The following is a 19,783-nucleotide window of genomic DNA, read 5'->3' on the forward strand; positions in this document are numbered from 1 at the left end:
GTTAGGGGAGGTCGCATCCGCAGCCGGGAAACCCGCCGGGTCCGTACGGGACGGACCGGTCGGGCAGCCGCTCCCAGGTCTGGGCACATACGTGCAGCACGCGAACGACCCATCGCCGTTCCCGGGAATCCGGGGGGTGATGGGTGGCCCGCGACACCTTCGAAGGTGCGCGACGCTCCTGGAAACCCCGCCCGAGGGCCGGGTCTCCCGCTGACTGTCCCGTTCTGGTGTGCCGACCGGGGCCGGACACGGGACGCAGCAATCCCGAACAGTGTACCGGCTCGGCGAGGTGGTCCCGCACGGGGCCCGGCGGGCTCAGCCGCCGTCGCCCCGCAGCCGCTCGCGGACCCGCTCCACGACGTCGGCGTACCGCGCCTCGGCGCCGTAGCGGGTGGGTTCGTAGTACCGGCGGCCGTGGACGGTGTCCGGGGCGTACTGCTGGGCGGCGATGCCGCCGGGGACGTCGTGCGGGTAGACGTACCCCTGGGCGTGGCCGAGCTTGGCCGCGCCCTTGTAGTGGCCGTCGCGCAGGTGCGGCGGGACGGTGCCCGCCAGGCCGCCCCGCACGTCGGCGAGGGCGGCGCCGATCGCGGTCGTCGCCGCGTTCGACTTGGGGGCCAGGGCCAGGGCGATGGTGGCGTGGCTCAGGGTGAGGGCCGCCTCCGGGAAGCCGATCATGGCGACGGCCTGGGCCGCGGCGACGGCGAGGGGAAGGGCCTGGGGGTCGGCGAGGCCGATGTCCTCGCTCGCGGAGATCATCAGCCGCCGCGCGATGAAGCGCGGGTCCTCCCCCGCCTCGATCATCCGGGCCAGGTAGTGCAGGGCCGCGTCGACGTCGGAGCCGCGGATGGACTTGATGAGGGCGCTGGCCACGTCGTAGTGCTGGTCGCCGTCCCGGTCGTACGTCACGGCCGCCCGGTCGACGGTCTCCTCGACGGTCTGGAGGGTGATCTCCGGCTCGCCCTTGGCGAGGGCGGCGCCGGCGGCCGCCTCCAGGGCGGTGAGGGCGCGCCGGGCGTCGCCGCCGGCGACCCGCAGGAGATGGGCCTCGGCGTCGGCCGGCAGCGTGACGGCGCCGCCCAGCCCCCGCTCGCCGGTCAGGGCGCGGGCCATCAGCCCGCTCAGGTCCTCGTCGGTCAGCGGCTCCAGGGTGAGGAGCAGCGAGCGGGAGAGCAGCGGGGAGATGACGGAGAAGTAGGGGTTCTCGGTGGTGGCGGCGATCAGCGTCACCCAGCGGTTCTCGACGGCGGGCAGGAGGGAGTCCTGCTGGGCCTTGGAGAAGCGGTGGATCTCGTCGAGGAAGAGGACGGTCTCCTTGCCGTAGCCGCCGACCGCGCGGCGGGCGCCGTCGATGACGGCCCGGACCTCCTTGACGCCCGCGGTGATGGCGGAGAGCTCCACGAACCGCTTGTCGGTCGCCTTCGAGACGACGTACGCCAGGGTGGTCTTGCCGATGCCCGGAGGGCCCCAGAGGATCACGGAGGAGGCACCGGCCGGGCCGCCGTCGCCGTCCCCGACGAGCCGGCGCAGCGGCGAGCCGGGCTTGAGCAGGTGCTGCTGGCCCACCACCTCGTCGAGGGTGCGGGGGCGCATCCGGACGGCCAGCGGGCTGCTGGCCGGGTCCTTCTCCTGGCGGTCTTCGGCTGCTGCGGTAAAGAGGTCGGGCTCCACAGTCATGAAGCCTAGGTCACCGCACCGACAGCGAGGCCGCCGTCACCCGGTCCAGAAGTCCCACCAGCGGGTCAGGATCAGCATGCCGATGATCCCGATGTGGAGGACGGGCAGGACCCAGGTGAACTCGCCGAAGAAGGTCCGCAGGGCGCGGGGGGCGGGGATGACGCCGGTGCGGACGTTGTGCGAGGTGACATACCAGAACATGACGATGGTGGCGACCCAGGCCAGGCAGCACCACAGGCAGAGCGAGTTGATCTCGTACAGCGACTGGTAGGTCAGCCAGGCGCAGAAGCCGACGCCGAACAGCGTGCCGGCGTTGAGGCCCAGCCAGTACCAGCGGCGGTAGCGGGCGCCGGCGAGCAGGGCCACGCCGATCGCGATGACCATGGCGTACGTCACGAGGCCGAGCATCGGGTTGGGGAAGCCGAAGACCGATGCCTGCTCGCTCTTCATGATGTTGCCGCAGGAGACGATCGGGTTGAGGCTGCACCCCGGGGTGAAGGAGGGGTCCTCCAGGAGCTTGATCTTGTCGATCGTGATGACCCAGGCGGCGAGCAGGCCGGCCGCCCCGGTGATCACGAGCAGCCAGGCGAAGGCCCGGCTCGCCCCGATCGTGCCGTCGCCGTCCCGGCCGGACGCGGTCTCTTCCACCGCTGCCTTCGTCATGTCGCCTGGTTTCCCTCGTTCGCGGGCCTTGTGGGCAGGGTCATTCTGCAACACCTGTCCGGCTCCGCACCGTTCGCTGGGGATAAGGACGGGGCCCGGACCACCGTGTGGTCCGGGCCCCGTCCGCGTGTGCGGGTCGGTCAGGCCAGCTTGGCCTTGACGGCGTCCACGAGGCCGTCGACCGGGACGGCCTGCTGCTCGCCGGACTCCATGTCCTTCAGCTGGACGACGCCCTCGGCGAGGTCGCGCTCGCCGGCGACGACGGCGAGGCGGGCGCCCGAGCGGTTGGCGTCCTTCATGGCGCCCTTGAGGCCCTTGCCGCCGAAGGAGAAGTCGGCGGCGACGCCCTCCCGGCGCAGCTCGGTGACCTTGCCGAACAGCAGGCGGCGGGCCTCGTCCCCGATCGCCACGGCGAAGACGCTGGTCGCGGCGGGGATGTCGAGCTCGACGCCCTCCGCCTCCAGGGCCAGGACCGTGCGGTCGACGCCGAGCGCCCAGCCCACGGACGGCAGCGCGGGGCCGCCGATCATCTCGGAGAGGCCGTCGTAGCGGCCGCCGCCGCCGACCGCCGACTGCGAGCCGAGACCGTCGTGGACGAACTCGAAGGTGGTGCGGGTGTAGTAGTCGAGGCCGCGGACCAGCTTGGCGTCGTCCTCGAAGACGACGCCCGCCGCGGTGATCAGGGCGCGCACCTCCTCGTGGTACGCCTTGCACGCGTCGCACAGGTAGTCACGCAGCAGCGGCGCGCCGACCAGCTGCTTCTGGACGGCCTCGCGCTTGTCGTCGAGGACGCGCAGCGGGTTGATCTCGATGCGGCGGCGGGTCTCCTCGTCGAGGTCGAGGGCGCGCAGGAAGTCCTGGAGCGCCTCGCGGTAGACGGGGCGGCACTCCTTGTCGCCGAGCGAGTTCAGCAGGATGCGGAAGTCGCGCAGACCGAGCGAGCGGTACGCCTGGTCGGCGAGGATGATCAGCTCGGCGTCGAGCGCCGGGTCCTCGGCGCCGATCGCCTCGGCGCCGACCTGCGAGAAGTGGCGGTAGCGGCCCTTCTGCGGGCGCTCGTAGCGGTAGTACGAGCCGGAGTACCAGAGCTTGACCGGCAGGTTGCCCTGCTTGTGGAGGTTGGACTCCAGGGCGGCGCGCAGCACGGAGGCGGTGCCTTCGGGACGCAGGGCGAGCTTGTCGCCGCCCTTGGTCTCGAAGGCGTACATCTCCTTGCTGACGATGTCGGTGGACTCGCCGACGCCGCGGGCGAAGAGGTTCACGTCCTCGAAGCCGGGGGTCTCGACGTAGCCGTAGCCGGACTTCCGCAGCGGCTCCGCGATCGCGTCGCGGACCGCGAGGTACTTGGCGGAGAAGGGCGGGATCAGGTCGTACGTGCCCTTGGGGGCCTTGAAGCTGCTCACGGGGTTCTCGTCACATTCCTCGTCGGGGAGCGTCCGTGCTCCCGAGGCCGGCCGCCACGTCCCGCAGGTACGGGTTGGTGGCGCGCTCCTGGCCGATGGTCGTCTGGGGACCGTGTCCCGACAGCACCACGGTCGAGTTGTCGAGCGGCAGGCACACACGGGCCAGCGAAGCGAGCATCTCGTCCATGTCACCGCCGGGAAGGTCGGTGCGTCCGATGGAGCCGGCGAACAGCAGGTCCCCCGAGAAGAACACGGACGGGATCTCCGTGGTCTCGGGCATCCTGAAGGTCACCGACCCCTTGGTATGACCGGGCGCGTGGGCGACGGAGAAGTCGAGACCGGCGAGCTTGAGCTCGGCGCCGTCGGTGAGCTCGCGCACGTCGTCGGGCTCCCCCACGGTCAGCTCGCCCATGAGGGGCATCCCGATGGAGCGGCCGAGGGCCTTCTCCGGGTCGCTCATCATGTAGCGGTCGGACGGGTGGATCCACGCGGGGACGTCATGGGCGCCGCACACCGGGACGACGGAGGCGACGTGGTCGATGTGTCCATGGGTCAGGACGACGGCGACGGGCTTGAGCCGATGCTTCCTCAGCGTCTCCTCGACACCCTGGGCGGCCTGGTGGCCCGGGTCGATGATCACGCACTCCTCGCCTGCGGCGGGGGCTACCAGATAGCAATTGGTGCCCCAGGCCCCGGCGGGGAACCCGGCAATCAGCACGTTCGTCCTTAGATGTCGTCCGGCACGGGGGCGCGGAACTCGCGGAAAACACGGAATGCGGCAGATCAGAGCCTACCGGCGGTGCCGGTTCCACAGCCAACCCGTATACCGTACGGGCACATCCGGCCAGGACAGGAACAGACGAGCGACGAGGAGCGGACCCGGTGGTCACCAGCGATCAGCGGCGGCGGCAGCTTGCCAGGGAGAAGTACGCGCGGCAGCAGCAGCGGCGGGAGGAGAACCGACGCAAGGCGAAGCGCCGCAACACCGTCATCGCCGCCGCCCTTGCGGTGGTGGTGGCCGCGGGCGGCGCCGTCTACGCCTCCGTGGCGCTGACGGACGGCCCGGACAAGGGCTCGGACAACACGGCGAGCGACACGCCGACCACGGCCGCGCCGACGCCGACGCAGACCGAGGCGGCGAGCCCGGAGCCGAAGCTCACGGTGGACCGGAAGGCCACGTACGCGATGTCCCTGAAGACCAACGAGGGCGACATCACGATCACCATGGACGCGTCGAAGACCCCGCGCACGGTGAACTCCTTCGCGCACCTCGCGGGCAAGAAGTACTTCGACGGGACCAAGTGCCACCGGCTCACCACCCAGGGCATCTACGTGCTCCAGTGCGGTGACCCCAAGGGCGACGGCACCGGCGGCCCGGGGTACACCATCCCGGACGAGAACCTGGGCGCCCTGGGCAAGGCCGGCGCGGACGGCTCGGTCACCTTCCCGGCCGGCACCGTCGCCATGGCGAACACCGGGCAGCCGGGCACGGGCGGCTCGCAGTTCTTCCTCGTCTACAAGGACACCAAGCTGCCCCCGAGCTACACCCCGTTCGGGAAGATCGACGCGGCCGGCCTCAAGGCGGTCCAGGACGTGGCCGCGGCCGGTGTCGAGGGCGGCGCCGGGGACGGCGCTCCGAAGAAGCCCGTCACCATCGAGAAGGCGACCGTCGCGAAGAAGTGAGCCGGGGCGTCCGCACGCACGCGTGACCGTCGAATCTCGGTCGCGCTGAGTGCGGACAGCCGGGCCGCGATTCGCCTAGATTGGCGTTGTGCAGCGTGGGCCGTCGGCCGCGCTGCGGATGGCGGGCGAGGCCCGCCGGGAAACTGTGGACGATGCCCGGGGGGTACGACCCCGCGACGGCATCATGGTGAGGAGGCGCTGTGAGCAGCGACCCGTGGGGCCGCGTCGACGAGACGGGCACCGTGTACGTGCGGACGGCCGAGGGCGAGAAGGTCGTCGGATCGTGGCAGGCCGGCACCCCTGAGGAGGCCCTGGCCTACTTCGAGCGCAAGTACGAGGGCCTGGTGGTCGAGATCGGCCTCCTCGAGAAGCGCGTGAGGACCACCGACCTCTCGGCGAAGGACGCCACGACGGCGATCGAGCACATCCGCCAGCAGGTCGACGAGCACCACGCCGTCGGCGACCTGGCCGCGCTCGCCGCCCGGCTGGACAAGCTCGTCGAGGCGGTCGACTCGCGCCGCGAGGAGCGCAAGGCCCAGAAGGCGAAGCAGACCGACGAGGCCCGCTCCGCCAAGGAGAAGCTCGTCACCGAGGCCGAGGAACTGGCCCAGAGCGAGCAGTGGCGCTCGGCCGGCGAGCGGCTGCGGGCGCTCGTCGACACCTGGAAGGGCCTGCCGCGGCTCGACCGGAAGTCCGACGACGAGCTGTGGCACCGCTTCTCGCACGCCCGCTCGGCGTTCTCGAAGCGCCGCAAGGCCCACTTCGCCTCGCTGGACGCCCAGCGCGAGGACGCCCGCAAGGCCAAGGAGCGTCTGGTCGCCGAGGCGGAGTCGCTGTCGAACTCCACCGACTGGGGCGCCACCGCCGCCCGCTACCGCGACCTCATGACCGAGTGGAAGGCGGCCGGCCGCGCCCAGCGCGAGCACGAGGACGACCTGTGGAACCGCTTCCGCGGCGCCCAGGACGTCTTCTTCGCGGCGCGCGGCGAGGTCTTCGCCGAGCGGGACGCGGAGCAGACCGAGAACCTCAAGGCCAAGGAGGAGCTCGCGGTCGAGGCCGAGAAGCTCGTTCCCGTGACGGACCTGAAGGCGGCGCGCGCGGCCTTCCGTTCCCTCAACGAGCGCTGGGAGGCCATCGGCCACGTCCCGCGTGACGCCCGTCCCAAGGTCGAGGGCCGGATGCACACCGTGGAGCGGGCCATCCAGGAGGCCGAGGAGGCCGAGTGGCGCCGGACGAACCCGGAGGCACGCGCGCGTGCCGCGGGTCTGACCGGTCAGCTCCAGGACGCCGTGGAGAAGCTGCGCAAGCAGATCGACGCGGCCCGCGCCGCCGGCAACGACGCCAAGGCCGACAAGCTCGCCCGCGAGCTGGAGGGCCGCCAGGCCCTGCTCGACCAGGCCATGAAGGGCCTGGAGGAGTTCGGCGGCTGAGTCCGCCGGTCCGGCCGACGCCGTGACCGCACGAGGGAGGCCCCCCGGCGAGCTGCCGGGGGGCCTCCCTCGTGTCCTCGTCCAGGACCCGCGGGCCGTGGACCACGACCTGCGGGCCTGGGGAGGGTCGGCTACGGCCGGCGGGCCGAGGTGACGCGGTAGACGTCGTAGACGCCCTCCACGCCCCGCACCGCCTTCAGGACGTGGCCCAGGTGCTTCGGGTCGCCCATCTCGAAGGTGAAGCGGGAGGTGGCCACCCGGTCGCGGGAGGTCTGGACGGCCGCGGAGAGGATGTTGACGTGCTGGTCCGAGAGGACCCGGGTGACGTCCGAGAGCAGCCGGGACCGGTCGAGGGCCTCGACCTGGATGGCGACGAGGAAGACCGAGGACTGGGTCGGAGCCCACTCGACCTCCAGGATCCGCTCCGGCTCCCGGGAGAGCGACTCCACGTTGACGCAGTCGCTGCGGTGGACCGACACGCCGCTGCCGCGGGTGACGAACCCGATGATCGGGTCGCCGGGAACGGGGGTGCAGCAGCGGGCCAGCTTCACCCAGACGTCGTCGACGCCCTTGACGACGACACCGGGGTCGGCGCTGGAGCGGCGCTTGGAGCGCCCGCGGGTGGGCGGCGCGGCCTCGTCGATGTCCTCGGTGGCGGCCTCCTCGCCGCCCAGCGCCTGGACCAGCTTCTGCACGATCGACTGGGCCGTGACGTGGCCCTCGCCGATCGCCGCGTACAGCGAGGAGATGTCCGCGTAGCGCAGCTCGTGCGCGAGGGTGACCAGCGAGTCGCCGGTGAGGATGCGCTGGATCGGCAGGTTCTGCTTGCGCATGGCCCGCGCGATGGCGTCCTTGCCCTGCTCGATGGCCTCGTCGCGGCGCTCCTTGGAGAACCAGGCGCGGATCTTGTTGCGGGCGCGCGGCGACTTGACGAAGCCCAGCCAGTCGCGGGAGGGGCCGGCGCCGGCGGCCTTGGAGGTGAAGACCTCGACCAGGTCGCCGTTGTCGAGGGTCGATTCGAGCGGCACGAGCCGTCCGTTGACCCGCGCTCCTATGGTGCGGTGGCCGACCTCGGTGTGGACGGCGTACGAGAAGTCGACGGGGGTGGCCCCGGCCGGCAGCGCGATGACGTCGCCCTTGGGCGTGAAGACGAAGACCTCGTTGCGGGAGAGGTCGAAGCGCAGGGACTCCAGGAACTCGCTGGGGTCCTCGGTCTCCTTCTGCCAGTCGAGGAGCTGGCGCAGCCACGCCATGTCGTTGAGGTGGTCGTCCTTGCCGGCCTTCTTGGGCACGTCGGCGCGGACCTTGGAGGCGCCGGCGACGGCCTCCTGCTTGTACTTCCAGTGGGCGGCGATGCCGTACTCGGCGCGCCGGTGCATGTCGAAGGTGCGGATCTGGAGCTCGACGGGCTTGCCGTTGGGTCCGATGACCGTCGTGTGCAGCGACTGGTACATGTTGAACTTCGGCATCGCGATGTAGTCCTTGAACCGGCCGGGGACCGGGTTCCATCGCGCGTGGACGGTGCCGAGCGCCGCGTAGCAGTCGCGGACGGTGTCCACGAGGACGCGGATGCCGACCAGGTCGTAGATCTCCGCGAAGTCCCGGCCGCGGACGATCATCTTCTGGTAGACGCTGTAGTAGTGCTTCGGGCGGCCGGTGACGGTGGCCTTGATCCGGGCGGCGCGCAGGTCGGCCTGGACCTCGTCGGTCACTATCGCGAGGTACTCGTCCCGCTTGGGGGCGCGCTCGGCGACGAGCCGGACGATCTCGTCGTACATCTTGGGGTAGAGGATCGCGAAGGCGAGGTCCTCGAGCTCCCACTTGATGGTGTTCATGCCCAGCCGGTGGGCCAGCGGCGCGTAGATCTCGAGGGTCTCGCGGGCCTTCTTCTCCTGCTTCTCCCGCTTGAGATAGCGCATGGTGCGCATGTTGTGCAGGCGGTCGGCGAGCTTGATGACCAGGACCCGGGGGTCCTTGGCCATGGCCACGACCATCTTGCGGACGGTCTCGGCCTGGGCGGCCTCGCCGAACTTGACCTTGTCGAGCTTGGTCACGCCGTCGACGAGGAGCGCGACCTGGTCGCCGAAGTCGCGGCGGAGGGTCTCCAGGCCGTACTCGGTGTCCTCGACGGTGTCGTGGAGGAGTCCGGCCATCAGGGTCGCCGGGTCCATGCCGAGCTCGGCGAGGATGGTGGTCACGGCGAGCGGATGCGTGATGTACGGGTCGCCGCTCTTGCGCTTCTGGCCGCGGTGCCAGCGCTCGGCGACCTGGTAGGCGTGCTCGACCTGGCGGAGGGTCGCCGTCTCGATCTTGGGGTCGTTGGAGCGCACGATCCGCAGCAGCGGTTCGAGGACCGGGTTGTACGGGGAGGAGCGCTGGACGCCGAGGCGGGCGAGGCGGGCCCGGACGCGGTTGGACGAGCCGCCGGAGCGGGCGGGCGCGGCGGGCGTGGGCCGGGTCGTCGAGGCCGGCGTGGGCGCCGGCGCGGGTGCCTCGGGCGCGGGCCCGGTCTCCGCCGGCTTGTTCTGGGGCGTGCCGGTTCCCGTCGCCGCCCCGTCGGCCTTCGGGTCGGGCTGCGCGGCGGAGAGTGACTGGGCCTCGTCTGGCAAGAGCGCTCCTCGTGCGGTGCCGGGTCCCCCGGTCAGGCCCGGAAAGGCCATGGTATCGAGCCACGAGTCCGGATGCGCACGCGGTGGCCGTCACCCCGGGGACGGGGGCGCGCGCCGGGGCGCGCGGACCCCGCCGCCGGAGGGCCGTCAGTTCCAGCGGAGGAGGGAGGGACCACCCTTGAACTGGATCTCCTTGGCGGCGGCGACATTGCCCCAGTGGATCTTGACGGAACCGCTCTTGCCGCACAGCGGGGCGGACCAGATCTCCTTGCGGCGGGCGTCGAAGCCCTTCACGCGCACGCAGACGCCGCCGCCCCTGTAGACCTTCCAGGAGTAGCCCATGCGCATGCCCTCGGCGCCGAAGTGGCCGCAGGCGTCGTTGGCCTTCGTCCACTTCAGGGGCACGCTGCCGGCGTTCTTCCAGCCGACGCACGAGTCGGCCGCCGCGCGCGGGGCGGCCGGTGCGGCCACGACGGCCGGGCCGGCGCTCGCCGGGTTCGCGGCCGCTCCGAGCGCGGCGACCGCGATCAGGGAGACGGCTCCGGCGAGGGACCTGCGGGACATCTTCATGCGACTTCCTCCTGGCAGCGCGGGAACGGCCGGGAACGGCGAAGGGCGCCTCGGGAGGTCCCGGGGCGCCCGTCTCCGTGTCCCTCGACCGTTATCGGGCGGGAGATCGTCGGACTTGAAGGATCACACTCGGATGAGTGCCGTGAGCGGTGCGCCGTTCAGCGCGGGCTCCAGCCGGGCGCGGCCCGGGAGGAAGCCCAGTTCCATCAGGACCGCGACGCCCGCCACCTCGGCACCCGCGCGGCGGATGAGCTCGATCGACGCCTCGGCCGTGCCGCCGGTGGCGAGGACGTCGTCGATGACCATGACGCGGTCGCCCGCGGCCAGGTCCTCGGCGTGCACCTCGATCTCGGCGGTGCCGTACTCCAGCTCGTACGCCTGGCTGAGCGTGGCCCCGGGGAGCTTGCCGGCCTTGCGGACCGGGATGAACCCCAGGCCCGCGCGGACGGCCACCGGGGCGGCCAGGATGAAGCCGCGCGCCTCCAGGCCGACGATCTTCGTCGCGCCGTGCGCGGTGCACAGCCCGGCGAGAGCGTCGGTCAGGGCCGTGAACGCCGCCGGGTCCGCGAGCAGCGGCGTGATGTCCTTGAACAGCACGCCCGGCTTCGGGTAGTCGGGGACGTCGCGGATACGGCTGAGCAGGAGCGCGGTGACGTCCTGGGCCTCGGCGGTCATCCTCGGTGCTCCCGGGTGCCCCGACGGCCGGCGCGGGGGCCCACGACGGCGGTCTCGGCCTCGGCGGACAGGCCGTCCGTCTCCTCCACCGACTCGCCCTTGGCGGCGGCGCTCGCGCGCTTGGCCATGATGCGCTTCTTCAGGGCCCGGATCGCCGGCTCGCGCTCCTTGAGGTCGGCGACCAGCGGGGTGGCGATGAAGATCGAGGAGTACGCACCGGCGGCGAGACCCACGAACAGCGACAGCGAGATGTCGTTCAGCATGCCGGCGCCCAGGACGCCGCCACCGATGAAGAGCAGGCCGGCGACCGGCAGCAGCGCGACGACGGTGGTGTTGATCGAACGGACCAGGGTGCCGTTGATCGAGCGGTTGGCCAGCTCGCTGTAGGTGAAGCGGGTCTGCTTGGTGATGTCCTTCGTCTGCTCCTTGAGCGAGTCGAAGACCACGACCGTGTCGTACAGCGAGTAGCCGAGGATCGTCAGCAGACCGATGACCGTGCCGACCGTGACCTCGAAGCCGACCAGCGAGTAGATGCCGACCGTGATCGTGAGGTCGTGGATGAGGGCGATCAGTGCCGCGACCGCCATTCTCCACTCGAAGGCGATGGCCAGGTAGATCACCACGAGGATCATGAAGACCCCCAGGCCGGTCCATGCCTTGGTGGCGATCTGCTCGCCCCAGCTCGGGCCGACCAGCTCGGCCGCGATCTTGTCCTCGGGGACGCCCAGGTCCTTCGAGAGCTCCGCGCGGACCTGGTCGGACTGCGCGGTGTCGAGGCCGCCGACCTGGATGCGGAGGGAGCCGTTGCCGAGCTGCTGGACGATCGCGTCGTGGCCGGACGCCTCTTCCGCGTACTCCTGCGCCTGGCTGACGGAGACTTCCGACTTCGGGGTGGTGAAGACGGCGCCGCCCTGGAACTCGATGCCCATGTTCAGGCCGCGGACGGCCAGGGCGACGATGGCGGTGATGGTGATCAGGATGGACAGGCCATACCAGATCTTGCGGTTGCCGATGAAGTCGTAACCGACCTCACCGCGGTGGAGCCGGGCGCCGAGATCGCCGAGCTTCGACATCTCACGCCTCCTTCGCGTCGACGGGGGCGTGGGCACGGCGGGTGCGGCGCAGCGGCGGCTGGGCGCCGAGACGCTTCGGGTCCAGACCGGACCAGGCGTGGCCGTTTCCGAAGAACTTGGTCCGCGCGAGGAGCGTCATGACCGGCTTGGTGAAGAGGAACACCACGACGATGTCGAGCAGGGTGGTCAGACCGAGCGTGAACGCGAAGCCCTGGACCTTGCCGACGGTGACGATGAAGAGCACGGCCGCGGCCAGGAACGACACGAAGTCGGAGACCATGATCGTGCGGCGGGCGCGCGGCCAGGCGCGCTCGACGGCCGGGCGGAGCGTGCGGCCCTCGCGGAGCTCGTCGCGGATGCGCTCGAAGTACACGATGAACGAGTCCGCGGTGATGCCGATGGCGACGATGGCGCCGCAGACGGCCGGCAGGTTCAGCGCGAAGCCGATGGCCGGGCCGAGCAGGGCCATGATCACGTAGGTGAGGAGCGCCGAGACGCCGAGGCTGAGGATGGCGATCAGCGACAGGCCGCGGTAGTAGGCGACCAGGTAGATGATGACCAGCGCCAGGCCGATGGCGCCCGCGATGAGGCCCGCCTCCAGCTGGTCGCCGCCGAGGGCGGCGGTGACGGTGTCGACGCTCTGCGTCTCGAAGGAGAGCGGCAGGGCGCCGTAGGCCAGGATGTTGCCGAGGTCCTGGGCGCTCTGCTGGTTGAAGCTGCCGGAGATCTGCGCGCTGGCGCTGAGCGTGGTGCGCACCGACGGGGCCGAGACGACCTCGCCGTCCAGGACGATCGCGAAGCGGTTCTGCGGGTCGGTCTGCGCCGACAGCTTGCTGGTGATCGCCTGGAACTTCTTGGAACCGCCGTCGGTGAACTCCATGTCGACGATCCACTGGCCGGACCGCTGGTCGATGGCGGCCTTGGCCTTGTCGACGTCCTTGCCCTCGACCTCGGCCGGGCCGAGGAGGTACTTCGACCAGACGCCGGGGGCGTCCTCGCCACAGGCGACGGTGGGCTCGGTGGGCTTGACGCCCTGGCCGGCCGCGGCGCGCTGCTTGGGGTCGAGGCAGTTCAGGGCGGTGAACTTCTTCTCCAGCGCCGCGGTGGCGGCGTCGGGCGTCGGGGTCGCCGAGGGGGTGCCGCTCGCCTTGGGGGTCGCGGAGGACGAGCCGGTCGCGGTGGGCGTCGGGCTCGGGGCCTTGAGGGCCTCGGTGAGCGCGCGGCCCTGGGTGGAGGCGGTGGCGGTCGGCGAGGCCGACTTCTCGCCCGCGGTGGTGCCGGTGGCGGACGCGGACGGCTTCGGGCTGCCCGTGGCGGTGCCCGAGGGCGTGGCGCTCGGAGCGGCCTGCGGAGCACCGTTCGTCACGGCGAGAACGGGCCGGAAGTAGAGCTGGGCGGTGGTACCGACCTGCTCACGGGCCTGCTTCTCGTTCGTCCCGCGAGGGATGTTGACGATGATGTTCTCGCGGCCCTGCGTCTGGACCTCGGCCTCGGAGACACCCAGACCGTTGACGCGGCGCTCGATGATGCCGACCGCCGTGTTCATGTTGGTCTCGTTGACCGCCGACTCCTGGCCGGGCTCGGCCTTGGCCTTCAGCGTGATCGACGTACCGCCGGCGAGGTCGATGCCGAGGCGCGGGGTGGTGTGCCCCGACCAGAACATGCCGCCGGTGAGCGCGACCATGGCGATCAGGATGAGTGCCAGGGCGCGGCCCGGACGGCTCTGTCCCCCCGCCGGCCTTCGGCCCTTCTTCGGTGCTGCCACCTGTCGTATCTCCCTGTCCAACCGTCCCGCGCCGGGTGTGCGCGGGACGGCCACGAAGTGTGTGTGGGGACCTGCCCCCGCAGACGTGGAACCGTTCCGGGGACCGCGCTCGCCGGTCGGGCGTGCGCGCGGTCCCCGGCCGCGACTACTTCGCGTCGGTCTCGCCGTCGGCCTTGCCGTCCTTCTGACCCTCGGTGGCGTCCTCGACCGCGTCCGACTTCTTCGTCAGGTCGGCCTTCGGCGCCTCGTCGGCCGTGGCGTCCTTCTCCGTGTCCTCGGCGGCCTCGGTCAGCGAGGAGGCGTCGTCGGGAACGACGGTGTCGGAGTCCGACTCCTCCTCGTCGCCGTGGACGATGCGGTTGTACTCGGAGTCCGGGAGGACCGCGCCGATGGCGTTCTTGGCGTAGACCGCGTGCACGCCGGGAGCGACCTCGAGGAGGACGGTCTCGTCGCCGATCTCCTTGACGGTGGCGTACATCCCCCCGATCGTCCGTACGCCGGTGCCGGGCTGCATCTCGTCGCGCATCTGCGCCGCCGCCTGCTGCTTCTTCTTGGCGGAGCGGGTCATCAGGAACATGGCCCCGATGAGGACGATGAAGGGGAGGAGGGTCACGATGTTCACGGGACGGGTTTCCTTCGCATGGTCGCGGAGAACCCGCGGCCTGATCTTCGGGGGTGGGCGCGCCGACCGGAAAGGGCGGCATCGGCGGAGTCTAGGCGAGTCCGCATCGATGGAACAACGTCCAGCATCGCACCCTGGTTCCTGTGCGGGCGAGTGTCCGCGCTCTCACGCCCCGAAGAGCCCCTGTTGTCCGCTTCCGTGTGCTCCCGGGCCCGCGGCCTGCGGCGAAACCAGTCCGAGGTGTGCCCATGCCGCGGGAGTGGCGACCCGGCCACGGGGCGTGCGGGCCAGCAGTCCCTCCCGTACGAGGAAGGGCTCGGCGACCTCCTCGACGGTCTCGCGCTCCTCCCCCACGGCGACGGCGAGGGTGGACAGGCCGACGGGTCCGCCGCCGAAGAGCTTGAGCAGGGCCTCCAGGACGGCGCGGTCGAGCCGGTCGAGGCCGCGGCTGTCGACCTCGTACACCCCGAGGGCGATCTCGGCGATCTCCCGGGTGATCACTCCGTCCGCCTTCACCTGCGCGTAGTCCCGGACGCGGCGCAGCAGCCGGTTGGCGATGCGGGGGGTGCCACGGGAGCGGCCGGCGATCTCGGCGGCTCCGGCCGGGTCGATCTCGACGTCCAGCAGTCCGGCGGACCGGTGGATGACGCGCTGGAGCTCGGCCGGGTCGTAGAACTCCATGTGGGCGGTGAAGCCGAAGCGGTCGCGCAGCGGGGGCGGCAGCAGGCCGGCCCGGGTGGTGGCGCCGACCAGGGTGAAGGGCGGGAGGTCGAGCGGGATGGCGGTGGCGCCGGGACCCTTGCCGACGATGACGTCGACGCGGAAGTCCTCCATCGCCATGTAGAGCATCTCCTCGGCGGGCCGGGACATCCGGTGGATCTCGTCGAGGAAGAGGATCTCGCCCTCCTGGAGGGAGGAGAGGATCGCGGCGAGGTCGCCGGCGTGCTGGATGGCGGGGCCGGAGGTGATGCGGATCGGCGCGTTCATCTCGGCCGCGATGATCATCGAGAGGGTCGTCTTGCCGAGGCCGGGGGCGCCGGAGAGCAGGACGTGGTCGGCGGTGGCTCCGCGCTGGCGGGCGGCCTTGAGGACCAGGTCGAGCTGCTGCCGGACCTTCTCCTGGCCGACGAACTCGCTGAGGTCCTTGGGGCGCAGCGCCGCCTCGACGGCCTGGTCGTCCCCCTCGGCGGAGGCGCCGACGATGCGCGCCTCGGCTTCGGGTGCCTCGGCGGTGAGGTCGTCGTCCCAGTTCACGGTGGATGCCTTCTCGTTCGTACGGCCTGGCCCGCGGTGCGGCGGGCAGCGGGTCAGCGGGTGCGGTTGAGGGTCTGCAGGGCGGCGCGGAGCAGCTGGGGCACGGGCGCGCTGCCGGTCTCGGCGAGGGCGGCCTCGGCCTGCGGGGTGACGGCGCTGACGGCCTCCTCCGCCTCGCGGCTCGCGTAGCCCAGGCCGATGAGGGCGGCGGAGAGCTGCTCGGTCCAGGGCGCGGGACCGGCCGCGGCGCGCTGGGCGCCGACGAGGCCGCTGCTGCCCAGCGGGGCGCCGAGCTTGTCCTTCAGTTCGAGGAGGAGTTTCTGCGCGCCCTTCTTGCCGATGCCGGGGACGGCCATGAGGGACTTCTCGTCGCCCGTGGAGACCGCGAGGCGCAGGGCGTCGGGGCTGTGCACGCCGAGCATGGCCTGCGCGAGGCGGGGTCCGACGCCGCTGGCGGTCTGGAGGAGCTCGAAGACCTGCCGCTCGTCGTCGTCGGCGAAGCCGTACAGCGTGAGGGAGTCCTCGCGGACGACCAGCGAGGTGGCGAGCCGGGCGTCCTGGCCGACCCTCAGCCCGGAGAGCGTGTTCGGCGTGCACTGGACGGCCATGCCGACGCCGCCGACCTCGATCACGGCGGTGGTGGGGGCGAGCGCGGCGACCGGGCCGCTGACGAAGGCGATCATCGGGTTCGGCCTTTCACTGCGGACGCCTGCTGGGCGACCGCCTGCTGGAGACGGTTCTGCGCGACGGCCTGCTGGAGGCGGTTCTGGGCGGGGGCCCGCCAGATGTGGCAGATGGCGAGGGCGAGGGCGTCGGCGGCGTCGGCCGGCTTGGGCGGGGCGGAGAGCCTCAGGAGCCGGGTCACCATGGCGCCGACCTGGGCCTTGTCCGCGCGTCCGCTGCCGGTGACGGCGGCCTTGACCTCGCTGGGTGTGTGCAGGGCGACGGGGATGCCTCGGCGCGAGGCGCACAGCATGGCGACCGCGCTGGCCTGGGCCGTGCCCATCACGGTGCGGACGTTGTGCTGGGCGAACACCCGCTCGACGGCGACGAGTTCGGGCGAGAAGCGGTCGAGCCACTCCTCGATGCCGCGCTCGATGCCGACCAGCCGCATGCCGATGTCCGCGTCCGCGGCGGTCCGCACCACGCCCACGCCGAGCATGGTGAGGGGCCGTCCCGCGACGCCCTCGACGACGCCGACGCCGCACCGGGTCAGCCCGGGGTCCACCCCGAGAACGCGCACTGTGCCCCTCCCTGGACCGCTGTCGCTCAACTGTTTGTGCAGGCTATCGGCTGCCACCGACAACGCAGCGGGCCGACGGGGGTGTGTCCCCCGTCGGCCCGCTGCGGAACGGCCGGTGTCAGGCGTCGACCTTCGCCATGACCTCGTCGCTGACGTCGAAGTTGGCGAAGACGTTCTGCACGTCGTCGCTGTCCTCCAGCGCGTCGATCAGCTTGAACATCTTGCGCGCCCCGTCCTCGTCGAGCTCGACCTGCATGGTCGGGACGAAGCTCGACTCGGCGGAGTCGTAGTCGATGCCGGCCTCCTGGAGGGCGGTACGGACCGCGACCAGGTCGGTGGCCTCGCTGATGATCTCGAACGCCTCGCCGAGGTCGTTGACCTCCTCGGCGCCGGCCTCCAGCACCGACTCCAGGACGTCGTCCTCGGACAGCTCGCCCTTGGGGAGCACGACGACGCCCTTGCGGTTGAACAGGTACGAGACCGAGCCCGGGTCGGCCATGGAGCCGCCGTTGCGGGTCATGGCCACGCGCACGTCGGAGGCGGCGCGGTTGCGGTTGTCGGTGAGGCACTCGATGAGCACCGCGACACCGTTCGGGCCGTAGCCCTCGTACATGATCGTCGCGTAGTCGGCGCCGCCGGCCTCGAGACCCGCACCGCGCTTGAGCGCGGAGTCGATGTTCTTGTTCGGGACCGACTGCTTCTTCGCCTTCTGGACGGCGTCGAAGAGCGTCGGGTTGCCGTCGAGGTCGGCGCCGCCGGTGCGGGCCGCGACCTCGATGTTCTTGATCAGCTTCGCGAAGAGCTTGCCGCGCTTGGCGTCGATCACGGCCTTCTTGTGCTTCGTCGTAGCCCATTTAGAGTGGCCGGACATCTGCCTGTCTCCTTCGCGTAACCCATTTCTGAACGAACCCCAGAGATCCTACCGGGATCGGATCAGCCCGCCGCGCGCACCATGTCGACGAACAGGGCGTGAATGCGGTGATCCCCGGTGAGCTCCGGGTGGAACGAGGTGGCGAGGGCGGTGCCCTGTCGCACGGCCACGATGTGGCCGCCGTGCTCGGCGAGCACCTCGACCTCGGCGCCGATGGACTCGACCCACGGGGCGCGGATGAAGACGCCCTCCACGGGGCCGTCCTCGATGCCCGTGACGGCGACGCCGGCCTCGAACGACTCGTTCTGGCGGCCGAAGGCGTTGCGGCGGACGATCATGTCGATCCCGCCGAACGTCTCCTGGCCCGAGCGCGGGTCGAGGATCTTGTCGGCGAGCATGATCAGGCCCGCGCAGGTGCCGTAGACCGGCATGCCCGCGGCGATGCGCTCGCGCAGCGGCTCCATGAGACCGAACAGCACGGCCAGCTTGGAGATGGTGGTGGACTCACCACCGGGGATGACCAGGCCGTCGACCTCGGCGAGCTCCTCGGGGCGCCTCACCGGCCTGGCCACGGCGTCAGCCGCGGCCAGGGCGATCAGGTGCTCCCGTACGTCGCCCTGGAGAGCCAGGACACCAATGACGGGAGAGGGGTTCATCGGTGCTTACCAGCCCCGGTTGGCGTAGCGCTCGGACTCGGGGAGGGTGTCGCAGTTGATGCCGACCATGGCCTCGCCCAGGTTGCGGGAGGCGTCCGCGATGATCTTCGGGTCGTCGTAGAAGGTGGTGGCCTTCACGATGGCGGCGGCGCGCTTGGCCGGGTCGCCCGACTTGAAGATGCCGGAGCCGACGAAGACGCCCTCGGCGCCGAGCTGGCGCATGAGCGCGGCGTCGGCCGGGGTGGCGACGCCACCGGCGGAGAACAGCACGACCGGCAGCTTGCCGAGCTCGGCGACCTCCTTGACCAGCTCGTACGGGGCGCGCAGGTCCTTGGCGGCGGCGAACAGCTCGTTGTTGTCGAAGCCGCGCAGCTTGGCGATCTCGTTCTTGATCTGGCGCAGGTGGCGGACGGCCTCGACGACGTTGCCGGTGCCGGCCTCGCCCTTGGAGCGGATCATGGCCGCGCCCTCGGCGATGCGGCGCAGGGCCTCGCCCAGGTTGGTGGCGCCACAGACGAAGGGGGTCGTGAAGGCCCACTTGTCGGAGTGGTTGACCTCGTCGGCCGGGGTCAGGACCTCGGACTCGTCGATGTAGTCGACGCCGAGGGACTGCAGGACCTGCGCCTCGACGAAGTGGCCGATGCGGGACTTGGCCATGACCGGGATCGACACCGCACCGATGATCTCCTCGATCATGTTCGGGTCGGACATGCGGGCCACGCCGCCGTCCTTGCGGATGTCCGCGGGGACCCGCTCCAGGGCCATGACGGCCACGGCGCCGGCGTCCTCGGCGATCTTCGCCTGCTCGGCGTTGACCACGTCCATGATCACGCCGCCCTTGAGCTGCTCGGCCATGCCGCGCTTCACACGGGCGGTGCCGGTCTCGGGGGACTGGGGGGAGGGGGAAGGCGTGGTGGACACAAGTACCTCACTCGTGACAACGGCGATTGACGACAAGAGTGAGGAAACAGTCCACCTGCGGTCCACAGCAAGGGCCAATGTGGACCCGGTGGATCGTTTTCGCAGGTTACGGGGTGTCAGGCCGGACGATCGGCAAGCGCCACCGGCGGCTCGTCGTCCATTTCGAAGGCCAGCGGAAAGGGCGCGTGGCCTGCGAGCCGGAACCAGCGGACCGTGCGGTGGCGGCGCAGGGCCCGCGCCGCCCGCACGGCGTCGTTGTGGAACCGGCGCGCCATCGGCACCCGGCGCACGGCCTGCGCCAGCTCCCCGGCGGCCTCCTCGCCGCCCGGCGCCTCCCGTACGAGCTCCACCTGCTCGGGCTCGCCGAAGACCGCCCGCAGTGCCTGGCTCAGCTCGCTCTCGGCCACCTCCCGGTGGTCCTCCTCGGCCTGCCGGGCGGCGTGCGCCGCCTCGTACAGCACGATCGACGCCGCCGGATCGAGCACCCCGGAAGTGGCCAGCTCCTGCGCGACCGAGGCCCTGCGCAGCAGCTGCGCGTCCAGGGCCGCGCGGGCCGCGTCGATGCGCGAGTGCAGCCGGTCCAGCCGCCCGGCGGTCCAGCTGAGATAGACGCCGATGAGGATCAGCGCGACGACGGTCCAGATCAGGGTTTCGGTCACGGGCGCACA

19 protein-coding genes are annotated in these 19,783 nt (G+C 71.3%); 2 read left to right on the top strand and 17 right to left on the bottom strand.

Annotation, left to right across the window (positions count from 1 at the left end):
- Positions 1 to 315: 315 nt before the first annotated feature.
- The 4 genes from AB0424_RS09650 to AB0424_RS09665 form a co-directional block, all read right to left on the bottom strand.
- Positions 316 to 1,671 carry a replication-associated recombination protein A gene (locus AB0424_RS09650; protein ID WP_366304144.1) on the bottom strand — a complete coding sequence of 452 codons (1,356 nt, stop codon included), beginning with the start codon at positions 1,669 to 1,671 and terminating at the stop codon, positions 316 to 318.
- 42 nt (positions 1,672 to 1,713) lie between these two features.
- Positions 1,714 to 2,340: a vitamin K epoxide reductase family protein gene (locus tag AB0424_RS09655; protein WP_366303583.1), complete on the bottom strand. Its 627-nt coding sequence runs from the start codon at positions 2,338 to 2,340 to the stop codon at positions 1,714 to 1,716.
- A 140-nt stretch (positions 2,341 to 2,480) separates the two neighbouring features.
- Positions 2,481 to 3,743 (bottom strand): histidine--tRNA ligase, encoded by a 1,263-nt coding sequence (gene hisS / locus AB0424_RS09660; protein ID WP_366303585.1) that lies wholly within the window; start codon positions 3,741 to 3,743, stop codon positions 2,481 to 2,483.
- 10 nt (positions 3,744 to 3,753) lie between these two features.
- Positions 3,754 to 4,461, bottom strand: coding sequence for an MBL fold metallo-hydrolase (locus AB0424_RS09665; RefSeq protein ID WP_366303587.1), 708 nt, complete (start codon positions 4,459 to 4,461; stop codon positions 3,754 to 3,756).
- Positions 4,462 to 4,625: 164 nt separating this feature from the next.
- Here AB0424_RS09665 and AB0424_RS09670 point away from each other — a divergent pair, with 164 nt between their 5' ends.
- Together AB0424_RS09670 and AB0424_RS09675 are read left to right on the top strand one after the other, a co-directional pair.
- Positions 4,626 to 5,426, top strand: coding sequence for a peptidylprolyl isomerase (locus tag AB0424_RS09670; RefSeq protein ID WP_366303589.1), 801 nt, complete (start codon positions 4,626 to 4,628; stop codon positions 5,424 to 5,426).
- Between the two features lie 200 nt (positions 5,427 to 5,626).
- The gene (locus AB0424_RS09675; protein WP_366303591.1) at positions 5,627 to 6,856 is read left to right on the top strand and encodes a DUF349 domain-containing protein; all 1,230 of its coding nucleotides are present in this window, start codon (positions 5,627 to 5,629) and stop codon (positions 6,854 to 6,856) included.
- A 131-nt stretch (positions 6,857 to 6,987) separates the two neighbouring features.
- On the opposite strand, the gene AB0424_RS09680 is transcribed toward AB0424_RS09675, so the two are convergent.
- The 13 genes from AB0424_RS09680 to AB0424_RS09740 all read right to left on the bottom strand — a co-directional run bounded on the left by AB0424_RS09680 (position 6,988) and on the right by AB0424_RS09740 (position 19,774).
- Positions 6,988 to 9,465 (bottom strand): bifunctional (p)ppGpp synthetase/guanosine-3',5'-bis(diphosphate) 3'-pyrophosphohydrolase, encoded by a 2,478-nt coding sequence (locus AB0424_RS09680; RefSeq protein ID WP_366303593.1) that lies wholly within the window; start codon positions 9,463 to 9,465, stop codon positions 6,988 to 6,990.
- 147 nt (positions 9,466 to 9,612) lie between these two features.
- A complete protein-coding gene (locus AB0424_RS09685) occupies positions 9,613 to 10,035 on the bottom strand; it encodes a hypothetical protein (protein ID WP_366303595.1) in 423 nt (140 codons plus the stop codon).
- A 123-nt stretch (positions 10,036 to 10,158) separates the two neighbouring features.
- Entirely contained in the window at positions 10,159 to 10,710 is a 552-nt protein-coding gene (locus tag AB0424_RS09690) for an adenine phosphoribosyltransferase (RefSeq protein WP_366303596.1), read from the bottom strand.
- Complete coding sequence (secF, locus tag AB0424_RS09695; protein WP_366303598.1) at positions 10,707 to 11,783, bottom strand: protein translocase subunit SecF; 1,077 nt, start codon at positions 11,781 to 11,783, stop codon at positions 10,707 to 10,709. The genes AB0424_RS09690 and secF overlap by 4 nt, the downstream gene beginning before the upstream one ends.
- A 1-nt stretch (position 11,784) precedes the next feature.
- A complete protein-coding gene (gene secD, locus AB0424_RS09700) occupies positions 11,785 to 13,548 on the bottom strand; it encodes a protein translocase subunit SecD (RefSeq protein ID WP_366303600.1) in 1,764 nt (587 codons plus the stop codon).
- A 145-nt stretch (positions 13,549 to 13,693) separates the two neighbouring features.
- On the bottom strand, positions 13,694 to 14,170 hold the full coding sequence (gene yajC / locus AB0424_RS09705; protein WP_366303602.1) for a preprotein translocase subunit YajC: 477 nt from the start codon (positions 14,168 to 14,170) through the stop codon (positions 13,694 to 13,696).
- 165 nt (positions 14,171 to 14,335) lie between these two features.
- A complete protein-coding gene (ruvB, locus tag AB0424_RS09710) occupies positions 14,336 to 15,424 on the bottom strand; it encodes a Holliday junction branch migration DNA helicase RuvB (protein ID WP_366303604.1) in 1,089 nt (362 codons plus the stop codon).
- Positions 15,425 to 15,477: 53 nt separating this feature from the next.
- Positions 15,478 to 16,107: a Holliday junction branch migration protein RuvA gene (ruvA, locus tag AB0424_RS09715; RefSeq protein ID WP_366303606.1), complete on the bottom strand. Its 630-nt coding sequence runs from the start codon at positions 16,105 to 16,107 to the stop codon at positions 15,478 to 15,480.
- Positions 16,104 to 16,667 carry a crossover junction endodeoxyribonuclease RuvC gene (ruvC, locus tag AB0424_RS09720; protein ID WP_366303608.1) on the bottom strand — a complete coding sequence of 188 codons (564 nt, stop codon included), beginning with the start codon at positions 16,665 to 16,667 and terminating at the stop codon, positions 16,104 to 16,106. Before ruvC ends, ruvA begins: the two co-directional genes overlap by 4 nt.
- 118 nt (positions 16,668 to 16,785) lie before the next feature.
- Positions 16,786 to 17,538: a YebC/PmpR family DNA-binding transcriptional regulator gene (locus AB0424_RS09725; RefSeq protein WP_366303610.1), complete on the bottom strand. Its 753-nt coding sequence runs from the start codon at positions 17,536 to 17,538 to the stop codon at positions 16,786 to 16,788.
- Positions 17,539 to 17,600: 62 nt separating this feature from the next.
- Positions 17,601 to 18,194 carry a pyridoxal 5'-phosphate synthase glutaminase subunit PdxT gene (gene pdxT, locus AB0424_RS09730; RefSeq protein WP_366303612.1) on the bottom strand — a complete coding sequence of 198 codons (594 nt, stop codon included), beginning with the start codon at positions 18,192 to 18,194 and terminating at the stop codon, positions 17,601 to 17,603.
- Positions 18,195 to 18,200: 6 nt separating this feature from the next.
- Positions 18,201 to 19,115 carry a pyridoxal 5'-phosphate synthase lyase subunit PdxS gene (gene pdxS / locus AB0424_RS09735; RefSeq protein WP_189832345.1) on the bottom strand — a complete coding sequence of 305 codons (915 nt, stop codon included), beginning with the start codon at positions 19,113 to 19,115 and terminating at the stop codon, positions 18,201 to 18,203.
- Positions 19,116 to 19,231: 116 nt separating this feature from the next.
- Positions 19,232 to 19,774 carry a hypothetical protein gene (locus tag AB0424_RS09740; RefSeq protein ID WP_366303614.1) on the bottom strand — a complete coding sequence of 181 codons (543 nt, stop codon included), beginning with the start codon at positions 19,772 to 19,774 and terminating at the stop codon, positions 19,232 to 19,234.
- Positions 19,775 to 19,783 lie beyond the last annotated feature (9 nt).

The organism is Streptomyces sp. NPDC051180 (genome assembly GCF_040689545.1).
Lineage (GTDB): Bacteria > Actinomycetota > Actinomycetes > Streptomycetales > Streptomycetaceae > Streptomyces.